Here is a 15,594-nt window from a genome sequence, read left to right on the forward strand (position 1 = left end):
CCGTCGCGTTCGGGCGCGGCGGCCGGCATACTCTGTGCAAGGAAAGGATACATAATGATGAGCAGGAATCCGGTTATCGAACGTGTGAAAGGCGGACTCATCGTCAGCTGCCAGGCGTACCCCGGCGAACCGCTGCGCCACCCGGAGACGATGGCGCAGATGGCGATGGCGGCCGTCGAGGGCGGCGCGGTCGGCATCCGCTGTCAGGGACTCGCCGACATAGCAGCGATAAAGGGCCAGGTGGACGTGCCGGTCATCGGCATCTGGAAGGACGGTTCGCAAGGCGTGTACATCACGCCGACGCTGCGTCATGCGCGCTGTTGCGCGGCGGCGGGCGCGGACATCGTGGCCTTGGATGCGACGGGACGGCCGCGCCCGGACGGGCGGACCTATGCGCAGACCGTGCAGGCGTTGCATGATGAGGGCGTCACGGTCATGGCCGATTGCGGCAGCTTCGACGATGCGCGCCGCGCCGTCGATGCGGGCAGCGACATCATCTCGACGACGCTTTCCGGGTACACGGGCGAACGGGAGAAGACCGACGGCCCCGATCTCGAGTTGCTCGAGTACATGGTGTCGTCGTTCCCCGATACGCCTGTGCTGTGCGAGGGCCGCATCCATACGCCCGAACAGCTGCATGACGTGATGAGCCGCGGCGCGTGGGCGGCCGTCGTCGGCACGGCGATCACCCATCCGACGTCGATCACGCGCTGGTTCGCCGCCCGGCTCGACCATTAACGGCCGGTGGGGGCATGTTCGGGAACATGCGTCGCACACGTGTTCCCGAACACGCCCTCAGTGCGTTTCGGCCGCGCCGAATACGCTCAACGGCAGCGTGGTGAAGTACAATCCCGCGGTCTCGCGCTCCCAGAGTAATCCGAGTTCGCCGTCCGGCAGCATCGTCATGCACTGATAGCCGTAATGATAGGGGTTGATGCAGCGATGCGCCGCCCATGTGCGTGCGCCGTCCAGACTCAGCCGCAGCACCCCGTTGCCGCGATACGGCAGCATCTGGCTTGCGTTCGCGAACACCATCGTGTCCGATCGCGGCGCGCAGGCCACGGCGTTCGGTTGGCAGAAGATGTCGGGGACGTCTTTGTCGAAGTACAGGTCATCCCATGTCTCGCCGCCGTCGTGGCTGAGCGCGACGCCGATGCGCCCGGCATGGTTCTGGTTGCGGAAGAAGCACACGACGGTGCCATCCGCGCGCTCGACGAACACGGATTCGTGCGTGGTCGCGTCATCGTCCCGGATGTTCTTCGGGTCGACGGCGGTGCCGTTGACGATGCGGCCGTCGTTGATCATCGAACCACGTCGCCATGTGTCGCCGCCATCGTCGCTGATGAGCGCTCCGCCCGAGTAATGCTTGAGTGAGGCGCCGGTGCAGTAGAACGGGACGAGCAGACGCCCGCGATGTTCGGAGGCCTGGAGCTGGATGCCGTTGCCGGGCGAGACGCCCAGGAAGTGCATCCAATCCTCCTTGATCATGTGGTTGATGTTGCGTGGTGTGCTCCACGTCTCGCCGTCATCGTCGGAATGCAGTTCGATGATGAAGCTCGTGCGTTCGATGAGCAGTGATTCGTCGGGGTCAGCGCCCTCCTTGAGGTAGATGTTGCCCGAGGCCCGTCCCTCGTGCGTCACGTTGCCGTGCGCGTCGACCCGGTATCCGGTGCGCTCGCCGCCGCCGTCAAGCACCGTGCCGTCATCGGCGAGTACATAGCGTGTGCCTGCGCGATCGTACAGGCACGGTCGCCCGTGCCGGTCGACCCCGGTGCCGGGCGTGTTGTTCGGCAACCCGACGCCGCCGGCGAAGCGGTCGATGAGGACGGTGAGACGGCCATTGCGTTCGTCGCATACAAGACATGAGTCGATTGTGCACGCGCCGTCGACGCCTTCGCCCGGATTGGCGATCACGGTCTGCATGTCGAGCCAGGTGCGGCCACCGTCAAGCGACCTGCGCATGACGAAGTTGATGTGGTTCGGCGCGTCATTCGCAATCGCGGTGCGCTGGTCGGCGCCGGCGACGACCACGCCATGAGGGGTGCGGATGATCGAGGGGATGCGATAACTCACGGATCCGTGGTAACCCTTGTCGAACAGTGCGGTCGTCGTTAGCGCCGGTGCGTCCGAAAGCCTGCGGATCGCGCCGTCGGTGAGCGGGGTCGTGAAGACGCCGCCGTTGCGCACCTCGCCCATGAGCCTGACGCCTTCCGTGTTCTGCCCGATGGCCACCTCATCCAGTTGCGGCCAGTCGCCGAAGAACACCTGTCCCGCTTGATGCAGTTCGTGCCAGCCGTCGACGTACATGTCGATGGCGCCACGCGCGGAACGAATCGACAGATCATGCCATCGGCCGTCATCCCATGCGCCGCGCGCATGGTAGGTGGATGGCTCATACAGGCCATCCGCGGCCGTCATCGTGATGCCGTTGTCGTCGATCGAGACGGCGAGGCGTTCCTCGCCGCGCTCGCCGGCGGCGAGAAGCGTGCCGTACTGGCGGGGTCCGCGCACACGAAAATGCATGAAGATCGTGCCGGAACGTAGCGTGCGCACGCGGCGCACATCTCGCGGGGCGAGCTGGGCCGCGGCGAAGTCGATGTCCGGTGCGGGTCTCGGCGTCAAGGCGGCGATGCTTTCGGAGGTGAGGGGGATTGCATGCAGACGCATGTCGGTCACGTCGATGGACGGGCCCGCGAGGCGAATCGCGCCTTGGCCTGACCCCTCGGTTCCGGTGAGCGTCGTGGGGCACAGGTTCGCCGTGCCGCTGAAGCACTGGGAGCCGTCGAGGTAGACGCGCGTGCCGAACTCGCCGAATGTGAGCGCGAACGTGTGCATGGCGCCGTCGGCTATCCCCGTCGTGTCCTCGATGTCGAAATCGACGTGCTGTCGTGGCGTCGTCGCGCGCACGCGCAGAGCGTCATGTTCGATGGCGCATATGAGGAGCGGCGCGTCATTCGCCGATCCATTGACGGCATCGAAGATGCGGCCGTCCGCGTGTGCGCGGAATCTGCACGCGATCGTGCCTTCGGGTGAGGGGAATGTTCGCTGTGACCAGCTGATCGGGTTGGATGCTGCCATGGTCAATGACTCTCCTTTGAGCGGGCCCGTATATATGCCGTGCCATGAATGGGACATCTGAAGTCATGGTATCCAACCAACGGGAAACATCAGACGTCTGATTTCAATGGTAGCGCACGTCGGGGGATGCCGCACCTGCGTGGCGCGTGGTCGGCGACATGCGGGTCGGGATATTTGAAATAAGACGTCAGACGTCTTATCATTAAACCCAGTTCAGCCCAGAAACGGAGGCACGGCGGATTGGCGGTCCGGCCGGCCTGGACGATTGTCGATGTCGACCATCGTCGAGTTGGACGCACGATGACACATTCTCAACGATGAGGAGATCTCAATGGTCAAGATTAATGCAAGGGTCAGGGCGGCCGTGGCGGCCATCCTGGCCGGCGGCATGGTTGTCGCCATGGCCGGCTGCGGCGGCTCGTCCGCCACGGCCGGCGCCACCGGCACCTCGATTCCAGACACGATCACGACGGAAGTGGCATACGCGAGCCGTGACTTCATGCCGAACACGACGTCCGGAGCGCTGCCGATGTCGGCGAACTGGCATGTCGTCGAACCGCTGTACGCGCTTGACTACACGACTTACAAGACATTCCCGGCGCTCGCCAAAGGCGCGCCTCAGAAGGTCTCCGACACCGAGTACGTGATCACGCTGCGTGACGGCGCGAAGTTCTCCGATGGCACGCCCGTCAAGGCGTCCGATGTCGTGAGCTCCTACAAGCGCTCGACCGCCGAAGGCAGCCTGTTCATCTCGATGCTCGACTTCATCGACTCCGTCGAGGCGAAGGGCGACAACCAGGTGGACTTCAAGCTCAAGGAAGCCTTCCCGATGTTCGAAAAGCGTCTGGCGCTCATCCCGATCGTCCCGTCCGGCAAGTCGGACGCCGAACTCAAGAAGATGCCCACCGGTTCCGGGCCGTGGAAGTACACGGCGATCACCGACCGGCAGGTGAGCTTCGAGAAGAACGACGCCTACAACGGCAAGTATCCGGCCCAGACAAAGAAGATGGTCTGGAACGTCAACGTCGACGACACCGCGCGAGTCACCGCGATGCAGGCCGGCAAGACGGACGTCATGGAAAACGTGCCCGCGAAGGCGGTGCAGACGCTGACGTCCTCGGGTTCCGACATCCAGACGGTGCAGGGCTTCAACCAGGCGTTCATCATGTTCAACACGAAGAAGAAGCCGTTCGACGACCCCCGCGTGCGTCAGGCCGTGTTCTACTCGATCGACACGAAGAAGCTCATCGACAACCAGCTGTCCGGACAGGCGCAGACCGTCACGAGTTTCCTGCCCGAGAACTTCGCGAACTACCATAAGGCGAAGAACGTCTACACGAAGAACACCGCGAAGGCCAAGGAACTGCTGAAGGAAGCAGGCGTCAACGGTCCGATCAAGACCACGCTGTACACGACCGACCAGACCTGGGTCACGCAGCTCGCCCCACAGATCAAGAACGATCTTGCGGAATCAGGCATCGACGTGGATATCCAGTCGATGAAGTCGTCGGCGTTGTATCCGTCGATCACCGACAAGGACGGCGCTGACTTCTCGATGGTTCTCGCCCCGGGCGATCCCTCGGTCTTCGGCAACGACCCCGACCTGCTGATGAACTGGTGGTACGGAGACAACGTCTGGACCAAGCAGCGCACGTTCTGGAAGGGGTCGGAAGGCTATGACGAGCTGCACGACCTGATGGGCAAGGCCCTGTCCGCGTCGAGCGATGCCGAGCGCCAGGACTACTGGAACCAGTGCTTCGATCTGCTTTCCGAGCAGGTGCCGCTTTATCCGCTCTTCCACCGCAAGGTGAGCACGGCCGTCAAGAAGGGTGTCTTCGACGAATACAAGACGATGGGCACGACGGGTCTCAACCTGGTCCAGGCCAAAGTCGCACAGTGAGCCACGCAAAGGAGCGATGGCGCAGAACCCTTCCCTGACGATCTGATACCAAGACAGGCCCGTTCATCTCGTTCCCCTTCCCTCCGCGATCCGTGGACGGGCCCGTCTTCCCCATTCCCTTATTCCCGATTCTTTCACCATTGGACATATCATGAGTAATTTCCTCAGACTTCTCGGGCGCAGATTGATCGCCCTGCCGTTCATGGCATTCGGAGTCATCTTTCTCGTGTTCTTCCTGATGTCGTTCTCGAAGTACGATCCCGCAGTCGCCGCGCTCGGCGAGAACGCGACCGGCGCGCAGCTGGAGGCGTTTCGGCACGAGATGGGCTACGACAAGCCTTGGTGGTCGCAGTTCTGGTCCTATCTGGTCGGTCTGTGCCATGGCGACATGGGCGTGTACGGCGTCAACAAGGACTCCGTTTCCGAGCGTATAGGACAAGCGTTCCCGATCACACTGCAGCTCACGTTCATCGGACTGCTCATTGCGGTCGTCATCGCAATCATCTTCGGCGTGCTCGCCGCGCTCTACCGTGATACGTGGGTGGACCAGACGATCCGCGTCCTTTCGATCATCGCGATCGCGACGCCGTCGTTCTGGCTCGGCGTGCTGCTCATCTACGTGCTGCAGATCAAGCTCTCCTGGCTGCCCGGCGCGGGTCCGCTCGTCCCGTTCTCGCAGGATCCGGGTGCCTATCTCGAACGCATGGCCATGCCGACCTTTGCGCTTGGTCTGCCGGTCGCCGGCCAACTTACACGCATCATCCGCACGTCGATGGTCGAGGAGCTCGACAAGGACTACGTGCGCACCGCGATCGGCGCGGGCGTGCCGAAGGGCGTCGTCGTGGCGCGCAACGTCTTCCGCAACGCGCTCATCACGCCGATCACAACGTTGGGCATGAAAATCGGCTACCTGCTCGGAGGCGCTATCGTCATCGAAGTCATCTTCGCGCTCCCCGGCATGGGCACGGCGATGTTCGATGGCATCAACGGCAACGAGCCGACGCTCGTGCAAGGTGTAGTGCTCATCGTGGCGCTCTCGTTCATCATCATCAATATCGTGGTTGATCTGCTTTACGTGCTGATTAACCCGAGGATTAGGACGGTGTGAGATGCTGTTCGGACAAAACGAAGTTGTCAAGGCGGCGGCGACCAAACCCAAGGTCAGGTTCAACCGCTTCAACAAGATGACGTTGGGATCGAAGATCTCGTTCATCGTGATCCTGCTGCTCGTCGTCGCGGCGGTGTTTGCTCCGGTGATCACGCCGTACAGCCCGATGGCGATCACCGAAAGCTATCAGGCCCCGACGGGCGCCCACCTGTTCGGCACCGACAACCTTGGCCGTGACGTGCTCACGCGAGTCATCTTCGGTGCGCGATACTCGCTCGTCATCGGTTTGTCATCGATCGCGTTCGCGCTCGTCCTCGGCTCGATCATCGGTGCGATCGCCGCCGTGAGCCGCGCATGGGTCTCCGAAATCATCATGCGACTGATCGACATCGTCATGTCGATTCCCGGCATCGCGCTCGCCGCAGTGTTCGTGGCCGTGCTCGGCCAGTCGATGATCGGCATCATCATCTCGATCGGCGTTCTTTACGTTCCGCAGATCGCAAGAATCGTGCGCGCCAACATCATCAGCGAGTACGGCAAGGATTACGTCAGGGCGGTCATCGTCTCCGGCGCGCGTGCCCCGTGGATTCTCATCAAGCACGTCATGCGCAACATCGCGGCGCCGGTCATGGTGTTCACGACCCTATCCGTCGCCGACGCGATCGTCTTCGAAGCGTCGCTGAGCTTCATCAATGCCGGCATCCCCGAGCCGACGCCTACATGGGGCAACATCCTGTCGTCCGCGAAGGAAGGCGTCATCTTCGGGTATTGGTGGCAGGCGCTGTACCCCGGTCTTGCGATCATGATCACCGTACTGTGCCTGAACATCCTGTCCGAAGGCATAACCGACGCGATGGTGGCGGCCCCGACCGCCCCGGTCGAGAAGACCGCGGCCGACGTGGCTGCCGACCGCAAGGAAGACCGTCTGCTCACCGACCCGGTCGCGGCCTACGCCGAGCAGCATGATGCGCTCGTCGATTCGCTCACCAAGCTGCGCAACGCCGAACTCAAGCGCACCGATCGCCTTGAACCGTGGAGCACCGAACCTCCCGTGCTCGAGGTCAAGGATCTGTGCATCCAGTTCCCGCGCTACGGCGACGTCAACGTCGTCGACCACCTCAACTTCTCCGTACGCCCGGGGGAGACGATGGGTCTCGTCGGCGAGTCCGGCTGCGGCAAGTCGATCACCTCGCTCGCCATCATGGGCCTGCTCGACCCGAAGGCGAGAATCAGCGGCGAGATCCTGCTCAACGGCAGGAACCTCGTGGGATGCGACCAGCGCCAATACAATAAGATCCGCGGCCATGAGATCGCGATGATCTACCAGGATGCGCTGAGCTCGCTCAACCCGTCGATGCTCATCAAGACGCAGATGAAGCAGCTGACGAAGCGCGGCGGCACGCGCAGCGCCGAGGAACTGCTCGAACTCGTCGGCCTTGATCCCAAGCGCACGCTTGAATCGTATCCGCACGAGCTTTCCGGCGGCCAGCGCCAGCGTGTGCTTATCGCCATGGCGCTGACCCGTGACCCGAAGCTCATAATCGCCGACGAACCGACGACCGCACTTGACGTGACCGTGCAGAAGCAGGTCATCGATCTGCTCAACTCGCTGCGCAAGAAGCTCGGCTTCGCCATGGTCTTCGTTTCCCACGATCTCGCGCTCGTGGCCAAGGTCGCCCATTCGATCACCGTCATGTATGCGGGGCAGGTCGTCGAGCAGGGTTCGACGAAGGAGATCCTCACCGACCCCCGTCACGAGTACACCCGTGGCCTGCTTGGCGCCGTCACGTCGATCGAAGCGGGCGCCCCGCGTCTGCACCAGGTGCCCGGCACGGTTCCGAGCCCGATCGACTTCCCGAAGGGCGATCGCTTCGCTCCGCGCTCCTCGCATCCGGACGTCGGCCTCGACACGAGGCCGGTCATGGTCCGTGTGCCCGGCACATGGCACTTCTATGCGGCGCAGCCGGGCACCCCGTTGCCCGAACCGGCCAACTACACCCGTGCCGACGAACACATGCTCCAGGAGCCGGCCAAAGTGGAGAAGTCCTCCGAAGAGAACTCCGCGAGAGCCGCAGAAGCCGAGATCGGCGACATGACGATCACCGCTGCCGAAGACCCGCGGGACGGAAAGGAAGGCGCACGATGAGCGAACGCATCGATCTGACGAAACCCCATGAGAACAAGAACGTCCCGATCATCGAACTGAAGGACGCGAAGGTCGTGTTCACGACCCGTGCGGGTTCGGGCCTGTTCCACCGCAACAGGATCACCGCCGTCAACGGCGTGAATCTCAAGCTCATGCCGGGCAAGACGATTGGCATCGTCGGCGAGTCCGGCTGCGGCAAGTCGACGACGGCGAACGTGATGTGCGGACTGCAGTCGCTCACGTCCGGGCAGGTGCTGTTCAAAGGGCAGGACGTCACGCATCGCACCGCGAAGGAGCGCATGGAAATCGGCCGTGTCGTCTCGGTCGTCTTCCAGGATCCGGCGACCGCGCTGAACGCCCGCATGAGCGTTGCCGACCAGCTCATCGATCCGCTCGCCGTGCACCATCTCGGCGGCAAGAAGGAACGCGACAAGCGCGCCCATGAGCTGATCCGCATGGTCGGTCTGCCGTTCTCGGTGCTCGGCGCCCTCCCCGGGCAGCTTTCCGGCGGCCAGCGTCAGCGTGTGGCGATCGCACGCGCGCTTTCGCTCAACCCGGATGCGATCATCGCCGACGAGCCGACGAGCGCGCTCGACGTCTCGGTGCGCGCGCAGATTCTGAACCTGTTGAGCGATCTCAAACGTCGGCTCGGTTTGTCGATGGTCTTCATCAGTCACGACATCCAGACGATTCGCTACATCTCCGATGACGTCATCGTCATGAACCACGGCACGATCGTGGAACATGGCACCGCCGACGAGGTGATGCGCCATCCGGTCGACGACTACACGAGGACGCTCATGGCGGCCGCGCCGTCCTTGCTGCATCCAACGGCCGAGGAGTGCGCATAGCGGCACACACGTCTCCGGCGGCGCGCGTCTCACGCGGCGTGCGCCACCGGACCGACAACACCCATCCACCATCCGTATCAACACGCCGAGTACCACGTTCGACGATGGGCCGGCGCGCCATATCCCATACACACAAAGGATCAATCATGGCACAGCAATTCCACGGCGTCATTCCGCCGGCGGTCACCCCGCTCACCGCAGACCAGGAGCTCGACCTGCCGAGCTTCACCCGCTCGATCAACCGCATGATCGACGCCGGGGTCAACGGCATATTCACGCTCGGCTCGTCGGGCGAGGTCGCGTTCAGCACCGATGCCCGCCGCGAGGAGATCATTCGCGCGGCGATTGACATCGTCGACGGTCGTGTGCCGGTGTTCGTCGGCTGCATCGACACCGAAACGAACCGCGTGATCGAACATGCCCGCCAAGCCCGTGAGCTCGGCGCGTCGGCGATCGTCGCGACCGCGCCGTTTTATGCGCTCGGCGGCATGGCCGAAGTCGAACGGCACTTCCGTCTCATCCACGAGGCGGTTCCCGATCTGCCGCTGTTCGCCTACGATATTCCGGTGTGCGTGCACACGAAACTGCCCGGCGACATGCTCGTGCGTCTGGGACTCGACGGCGTTCTTGCGGGCGTCAAGGATTCCTCGAACGATGATGTCTCGTTCCGTTTCCTGGTCGATGACAACAACAAGGCGGGCCATCCGCTGACGCTGCTCACCGGGCAGGAGGTCGTCGTCGACGGCGCCTACATGGCCGGCGCGGACGGCTCCGTCCCCGGACTCGCGAATGTGGAGGCGACCGCATACGTGCGCATGTGGAACGCCTACCGGAAAGGCGATTGGGGTTCCGTGCGCACCGAACAGGACAAGATGGCGGCGCTCATGCGCATCACCAGCGTCGTGCAGGGTGTGCAGGGGTTCGGCGCCGGCGTCGGCGCATTCAAGACGGCGCTCGCGTTGCTCGGCGTCTTCGATACGAACCAGATGCCCAATCCGGTCGCGCCGCTCGCCGGCGAGAACGTCGAACGCATCGCCGCGGTGCTTAAGGACTGCGGACTGCCGCTCGCTCGCACGCCACTCGAAGTGAGCGAATCCACCGCCGTCAAGGGCTGAGGAAAGCCCCGGGCCGTGGGCTCGCCGCGATGTGCCGGCGCGTGGGATCCGACGCGCCGGCACATCGATCAGGCGTTGAACACGTACCGGTCAAGGCGGCGCATGGCCTCCTTGACGCGGCTCAAGGGCAATGCGAGATTGACGCGGATGCTGTAGGGGGCCTGGAACATGTCGCCGTCCTGCCATGCGACGCCCACATCCCAGCCGCGTTTCTCCAACTCAGGCAGGCTCAGGCCGTGGCGTTCGCACCACTGCTCGCAGTTGAGCAGCAGCATGTAGGTGCCTTCCGGTTTGGACAGACTCACGCCTTGGAAATGCCCGGTGATGTAGTCGTAGGCGTAATCGACGTTGCCGGTGAGCACCGCCTTCAATTCGTCGAGCCACTCATGGCCTTCGGGCCGGTAGGCGCCGATCAGCGCGTGCATGGAAAGCACGTTCATGTCGTTGTAGTGGCATTTCGAGCTTTTGGCCACGATGCGGTCCCGGAGCGTGGGATTGTAGATGATGTGGTAGCTTCCCACCAGTCCGGCGAGATTGAAGGTCTTGCTGGGCGCGTAGAACGCCACGGTCCTGTTGCGTGCGTCCTCGCTGACCGATTGGGTGGGGATGTGCTGGTGGTCGCCCAACGTCAGATCCGACCAGATTTCGTCGGAGATCACCACGCAGTCGTTGGCCCGGTACACCTCCATGGCCTTCTCGATCTCCCAACGCTCCCATACGCGCCCGCAGGGATTGTGGGGACTGCAGAAGACGGCCACGTGGATGTGATGCTCCTTGAGCTTCCTGTCCATATCCTCGTAATCCATGCGCCATACGCCGTGCTCGTCCAGCGTGAGCGGGCTGTGGACGATGCGGTAGCCGTTGTTTTCGATACTCCGGGTGAAACCGATATAGGTCGGGCTATGCAGCAGCACGCCGTCGCCGGGGGCGGCGAACGCGGTCAGCGCGCTGATCACGCCGCCCAGGACCCCGTTCTCGTAGCCGATCGCCTCCCGGGTCAATCCGGTGACCCTGTTGCGCGTGGACTGCCAGTCGATGATGGAGCCGTAATAGTCGTCGGTGGGGGAGAAGTACCCGTAGGCGGGATGCTTCGCCCGTTCGATGATGGCCTGCGGGATCGTGGGCACGGTCGGGAAGTTCATGTCCGCCACCCACATGGGGATGACGTCGAAACCCTCGCGTGGCGGGTCCGGCGCGAATCCCGGGTCGGTGCCCAGTCCGTCGACCGCGATCGAATCCATGCCATGCCTGTTCATGATGGACGTGAAATCATACGTCATTGTCCGACAATCCTTTCTCGGTCCGTGGTGGCTGGTCTCAATCTAAATCGGGCTCCTGACGGTGCCGTGGCCGTGGGCGGCGATTTGACCGCGTGACGTGTTACGATGTGCACCGTCACCAGACAGTGATCCGTTATCAGCGGGGAGTCTTCGGAAGAACGGCGGCAATCGCCCAGTAGAACCGACGGGATCGGCCCGAAACAGCCGAACACAAGCGGTCGCGCGGGTTCGCGGCCTCGAACGCAACGGTTCGGGGTGCGGCGGCCGACGCGATAAGCGAGGTGGTACCGCGGTGCGGGGCGCATATCGGCGCCCGTCATCGTCCTCGTAGGCAGGAACGTCAGGCATTGGCTGTTCCGGGCGGAACACGGTTGGTTCCGGCCACGAGACGATTGACGATCGGGTTCGCGGCCCGGCGTGACCTCCGTGGATCGGGCCGATGAACGTCGGCGCCCGGCGACGGCCATCAATGACGCTCCTGTAGGACCAGTGCACAGTACAAACAGGAGATTTACGGTGAGCGAAAACGTATATCCCAAGGCGAACGAGGGCGGCGAGACCGCGCACGTCGCGCCGAACCCCAGCTTCCCCGACATGGAGGAGACCGTTCTCGACTACTGGGACAAGGACGACACCTTCCAGAAGTCCATCGAACGCAACCCCTCCGGCGACCATAGCCAGAACGAATTCGTGTTCTTCGACGGCCCGCCCTTCGCGAACGGCCTGCCGCACTACGGCCACCTGCTGACCGGTTACGCCAAGGACGTGATTCCGCGCTATCAGACCATGAAGGGCCGCAAGGTCAACCGCGTATTCGGTTGGGATACCCACGGCCTGCCCGCCGAACTGGAGGCGCAGAAGGAACTCGGCATCGACTCGGTCGACCAGATCGAGAAGATGGGCATCGACAAGTTCAACGACGCCTGCCGCGCCTCCGTGCTGAAATACACCAACGAATGGCAGAACTACGTGCACCGTCAGGCGCGATGGGTGGACTTCGAGCACGGCTACAAGACCCTGAACATTCCATACATGGAATCCGTGATGTGGGCCTTCAAGCAGCTCTACGACAAGGGCCTGGCCTACCAGGGGTACCGCGTGCTGCCGTACTGCCCGAAGGACCGCACGCCGCTGAGCGCGCACGAGCTGCGCATGGACGCCGACGTCTATCAGGATCGCCAGGACACCACCGTGTCCGTGGCCGTGAAGATGCGCGACGAGGAGGACGCCTACGCCGTCTTCTGGACCACCACCCCGTGGACCGTGCCCACCAACTTCGCCATCGTGGTCGGCGCCGACATCGACTACGTCGAGGTGCGCCCGACCGAAGGCAGGTTCGCGGGCAAGAAGTTCTATCTCGGCAAGGACCTGCTGCCGCATTACGAGAAGGAACTCGGCGAGAACTACGAGGTCGTGCGCGAGCTCAAGGGCAACGAGCTGGAGGGGCGCCGCTACTACCCGGTCTTCCCGTACTTCTCGGGCGATGAGGCCGAATCCGAAGGCCATGTGCCCGGCCCGAACGGCTACACGATCTTCACCGCCGACTACGTCGACACCGTCGAAGGCACCGGTCTGGTCCATCAGGCCCCCTACGGCGAGGACGATATGACCACGTTGAACGCGCATGGCATCACGAGCACCGACGTGCTCGATGAGGGTTGCCGCTTCACCGCGCAATGCCCCGATTACGAAGGCGATTTCGTGTTCGACGCCAACCTGCCGATCCTGCGCAACCTGCGCGCCGGCGACGGACCGCTCGCCTCCATCCCGGAGGAACGCCGCGCGATCCTCTTCCAGGAGAAAAGCTACGTGCACTCCTACCCGCACTGCTGGCGTTGCGCCACCCCGTTGATCTACAAGCCGGTGTCCTCCTGGTTCGTGTCCGTGACCAAGATCAAGCCGCGTCTGCTGGAACTCAACCAGCAGATCAACTGGATTCCGGGCAACGTCAAGGACGGCCAGTTCGGCAAGTGGCTCGCCAACGCCCGCGACTGGTCCATCTCCCGCAACCGTTTCTGGGGCTCCCCGATTCCGGTGTGGGTCAGCGACGATCCGAAGCATCCGCGTGTGGACGTCTACGGTTCGCTCGAAGAGCTCAAGGCCGACTTCGGCGATTACCCGCGCGACAAGGACGGCAACATCAACATGCACCGTCCGTGGATCGACAACCTGGTTCGCGTCAACCCGGACGACCCGACCGGCAAGTCGCACATGCGCCGCATCAGCGACGTGCTGGACTGCTGGTTCGAGTCCGGTTCGATGTCGTTCGCGCAGTTCCATTACCCGTTCGAGAACAAGGAGAAGTTCGAGCAGCACTTCCCGGCCGACTACATCGTGGAGTACATCGGCCAGACCCGAGGCTGGTTCTACCTGTTGCACGTGATGGCGACCGCCCTGTTCGACCGGCCGGCGTTCAAGAACGTGATCTGCCACGGCATCGTGCTCGGCTCCGATGGCCAGAAGATGTCCAAGCACCTGCGCAACTATCCGGACGTGAACGGCGTGTTCGACAAGTACGGTTCCGACGCCATGCGCTGGTTCCTCATGTCTTCGCCGATCCTGCGAGGCGGCAACCTGATCGTCACCGCGGACGGCATCCGCGACACCGTGCGCCAGGTCATGCTGCCGGTGTGGAGCTCCTACTACTTCTTCACCCTGTACGCCAATGCGGCCAACGGCGGCGCCGGATTCGACGCCCGCCAGCTGCGTGCGGACGAGGTCGCCGGCCTGCCGGAGATGGACCGCTACCTGCTGGCCCGCACCCGTCGCCTGGTGTTGGCGGCCGAGAAGGCGCTGAACGAGTTCGCCATCTCCGACGCCTGCGATGCGGTCTGCGATTTCATCGATGTGCTCACCAACTGGTACATCCGCAACACCCGCGACCGCTTCTGGAACGAGGATGCCACCGCGTTCAACACGCTGTACACCGTGCTGGAGGCGTTCATGCGCGTGCTTGCGCCGCTGGCCCCGATGGAAGCCGAGTCCGTGTGGCGTGGTCTGACCGGTGGCGAGTCCGTGCACCTGGCCGATTGGCCGTTCGTGGTGGACGAGAAGACCGGTGAAGACACCGAACTCGGCCGTGTGCTGGTCGACGATCCGGCTCTGGTGGACGCGATGGAGAAGGTGCGTGAGGTCGTCTCCGGCACCCTGTCCCTGCGCAAGGCCGCCAAGATCCGCGTGCGCCAGCCCCTTTCCAAGCTCACCGTGGTGGCCGGGAACGTGGAGGCCGTCAAAGCCTACGACGAGCTGCTGAAGGCCGAGCTCAACATCAAGAACATCGAGTTCTCGACGCTGCAGGATGCCGCCGCCCACGGTCTGAAGATCGTGCACGAGCTGAAGGTGAACGCCCGCGCCGCCGGCCCGCGCCTCGGCAAGCAGGTCCAGTTCGCCATCAAGGCGTCCAAGTCCGGCGACTGGCATGTCGATGCGACGTCCGGCGCCCCCGTGGTGTCGACGCCGTCCGGCGATCTCGAGTTGGTCGAAGGCGAGTATGAGCTGATCAACCGTGTGGAGGAGGAGAACGCCACGGAGGCCGCCTCCTCGGTGTCCACCGCCCTGCCGACCGGTGGTTTCGCGATTCTCGACACGGCGCTTGACGCCGATCTGCTTGCCGAAGGCTATGCCCGCGACGCCATTCGCGCCATCCAGGACGCCCGCAAGGACGCCGGTCTGGACATCGCCGATCGCATCGCCCTGGTGCTGACCGTGCCGGCCGCCAATGTGGCCGATGTCGAGCAGTTCCGCGATCTGATCGCCCATGAGACGCTGGCCTCCTCCTTCGAGGTGAAGGAGGGCGCCGAGCTGGGTGTGGAGGTTGCCAAGGCGTGATGCCGTGGCGGACTGACCGCGCCTGATGCGTGGTGCACGGGCGCGTGGAATGCACGAAGTGGTCCCGCCGTTTAGCGGCGGGACCACTTTTTTGTTCCGTGGTATGCTATGAGGGTTGCGTCAGGTATTCGTTCAACTGTTCAATGCGGTCGGCATACAGATTTTGGACATGGCGTTTCTTCGCTCTCACATGATTAAAGATGTATTGTCGTCATTCGTTATTCCGGTTATCACGCAAATCCATCTCCGTTTTTAACTTCGTGTTTGGGGTTGGACATGATGTAATGT

At 63.3% G+C, this 15,594-nt stretch carries 9 protein-coding genes; 7 read left to right on the forward strand and 2 right to left on the reverse strand.

The genetic code is table 11. The features are described from left to right. The first annotated feature begins 54 nt into the window (after positions 1–54). Entirely contained in the window at positions 55–738 is a 684-nt protein-coding gene (locus tag BLIJ_RS03280; protein WP_012577043.1) for an N-acetylmannosamine-6-phosphate 2-epimerase, read from the forward strand. A gap of 57 nt (positions 739–795) precedes the next feature. Here the strand turns inward: BLIJ_RS03280 and BLIJ_RS03285 are convergent, their stop codons facing one another. Continuing rightward, positions 796–3,078, reverse strand: a complete 2,283-nt coding sequence (locus tag BLIJ_RS03285; RefSeq protein ID WP_012577044.1) for a sialidase family protein — start codon at positions 3,076–3,078, stop codon at positions 796–798. Positions 3,079–3,409: 331 nt separating this feature from the next. On the opposite strand from BLIJ_RS03285, the gene BLIJ_RS03290 reads away from it, so the two are divergent. From BLIJ_RS03290 to BLIJ_RS03310, 5 genes are all read left to right on the forward strand, one after another. Next, the gene (locus BLIJ_RS03290; protein ID WP_012577045.1) at positions 3,410–4,978 is read left to right on the forward strand and encodes an ABC transporter substrate-binding protein; all 1,569 of its coding nucleotides are present in this window, start codon (positions 3,410–3,412) and stop codon (positions 4,976–4,978) included. Between the two features lie 151 nt (positions 4,979–5,129). Further along, the gene (locus BLIJ_RS03295) at positions 5,130–6,086 is read left to right on the forward strand and encodes an ABC transporter permease (protein WP_012577046.1); all 957 of its coding nucleotides are present in this window, start codon (positions 5,130–5,132) and stop codon (positions 6,084–6,086) included. A gap of 1 nt (position 6,087) precedes the next feature. Further along, the gene (locus BLIJ_RS03300) at positions 6,088–8,232 is read left to right on the forward strand and encodes a dipeptide/oligopeptide/nickel ABC transporter permease/ATP-binding protein (protein ID WP_012577047.1); all 2,145 of its coding nucleotides are present in this window, start codon (positions 6,088–6,090) and stop codon (positions 8,230–8,232) included. Next, a complete protein-coding gene (locus BLIJ_RS03305; protein ID WP_012577048.1) occupies positions 8,229–9,083 on the forward strand; it encodes an ABC transporter ATP-binding protein in 855 nt (284 codons plus the stop codon). The genes BLIJ_RS03300 and BLIJ_RS03305 overlap by 4 nt, the downstream gene beginning before the upstream one ends. A gap of 146 nt (positions 9,084–9,229) precedes the next feature. Further along, entirely contained in the window at positions 9,230–10,198 is a 969-nt protein-coding gene (locus BLIJ_RS03310) for a dihydrodipicolinate synthase family protein (RefSeq protein WP_012577049.1), read from the forward strand. 68 nt (positions 10,199–10,266) lie between these two features. Here BLIJ_RS03310 and BLIJ_RS03315 read toward each other — a convergent pair whose 3' ends face one another. After that, positions 10,267–11,478, reverse strand: a complete 1,212-nt coding sequence (locus BLIJ_RS03315) for a MalY/PatB family protein (protein ID WP_012577050.1) — start codon at positions 11,476–11,478, stop codon at positions 10,267–10,269. A 516-nt stretch (positions 11,479–11,994) separates the two neighbouring features. Between BLIJ_RS03315 and ileS the strand changes: the two genes are divergently transcribed. Beyond that, positions 11,995–15,306: a mupirocin-resistant isoleucine--tRNA ligase gene (gene ileS / locus BLIJ_RS03320; RefSeq protein WP_012577051.1), complete on the forward strand. Its 3,312-nt coding sequence runs from the start codon at positions 11,995–11,997 to the stop codon at positions 15,304–15,306. The last annotated feature ends 288 nt before the right edge of the window (positions 15,307–15,594 follow it).

Source organism: Bifidobacterium longum subsp. infantis ATCC 15697 = JCM 1222 = DSM 20088 (assembly GCF_000269965.1).
Classification (GTDB): domain Bacteria; phylum Actinomycetota; class Actinomycetes; order Actinomycetales; family Bifidobacteriaceae; genus Bifidobacterium; species Bifidobacterium infantis.

Excerpts from the sequence above, each read along its gene's own strand:
- BLIJ_RS03285 (WP_012577044.1), bottom strand. The coding sequence starts at position 3,078 with ATGGCAGCATCCAACCCGATCAGCTGGTCACAGCGAACATTCCCCTCA.
- BLIJ_RS03300 (WP_012577047.1), top strand. The coding sequence starts at position 6,088 with ATGCTGTTCGGACAAAACGAAGTTGTCAAGGCGGCGGCGACCAAACCC.
- BLIJ_RS03315 (WP_012577050.1), bottom strand. The coding sequence starts at position 11,478 with ATGACGTATGATTTCACGTCCATCATGAACAGGCATGGCATGGATTCG.
- BLIJ_RS03310 (WP_012577049.1), top strand. The coding sequence starts at position 9,230 with ATGGCACAGCAATTCCACGGCGTCATTCCGCCGGCGGTCACCCCGCTC.
- BLIJ_RS03290 (WP_012577045.1), top strand. The coding sequence starts at position 3,410 with ATGGTCAAGATTAATGCAAGGGTCAGGGCGGCCGTGGCGGCCATCCTG.
- BLIJ_RS03295 (WP_012577046.1), top strand. The coding sequence starts at position 5,130 with ATGAGTAATTTCCTCAGACTTCTCGGGCGCAGATTGATCGCCCTGCCG.
- BLIJ_RS03280 (WP_012577043.1), top strand. The coding sequence starts at position 55 with ATGATGAGCAGGAATCCGGTTATCGAACGTGTGAAAGGCGGACTCATC.
- BLIJ_RS03305 (WP_012577048.1), top strand. The coding sequence starts at position 8,229 with ATGAGCGAACGCATCGATCTGACGAAACCCCATGAGAACAAGAACGTC.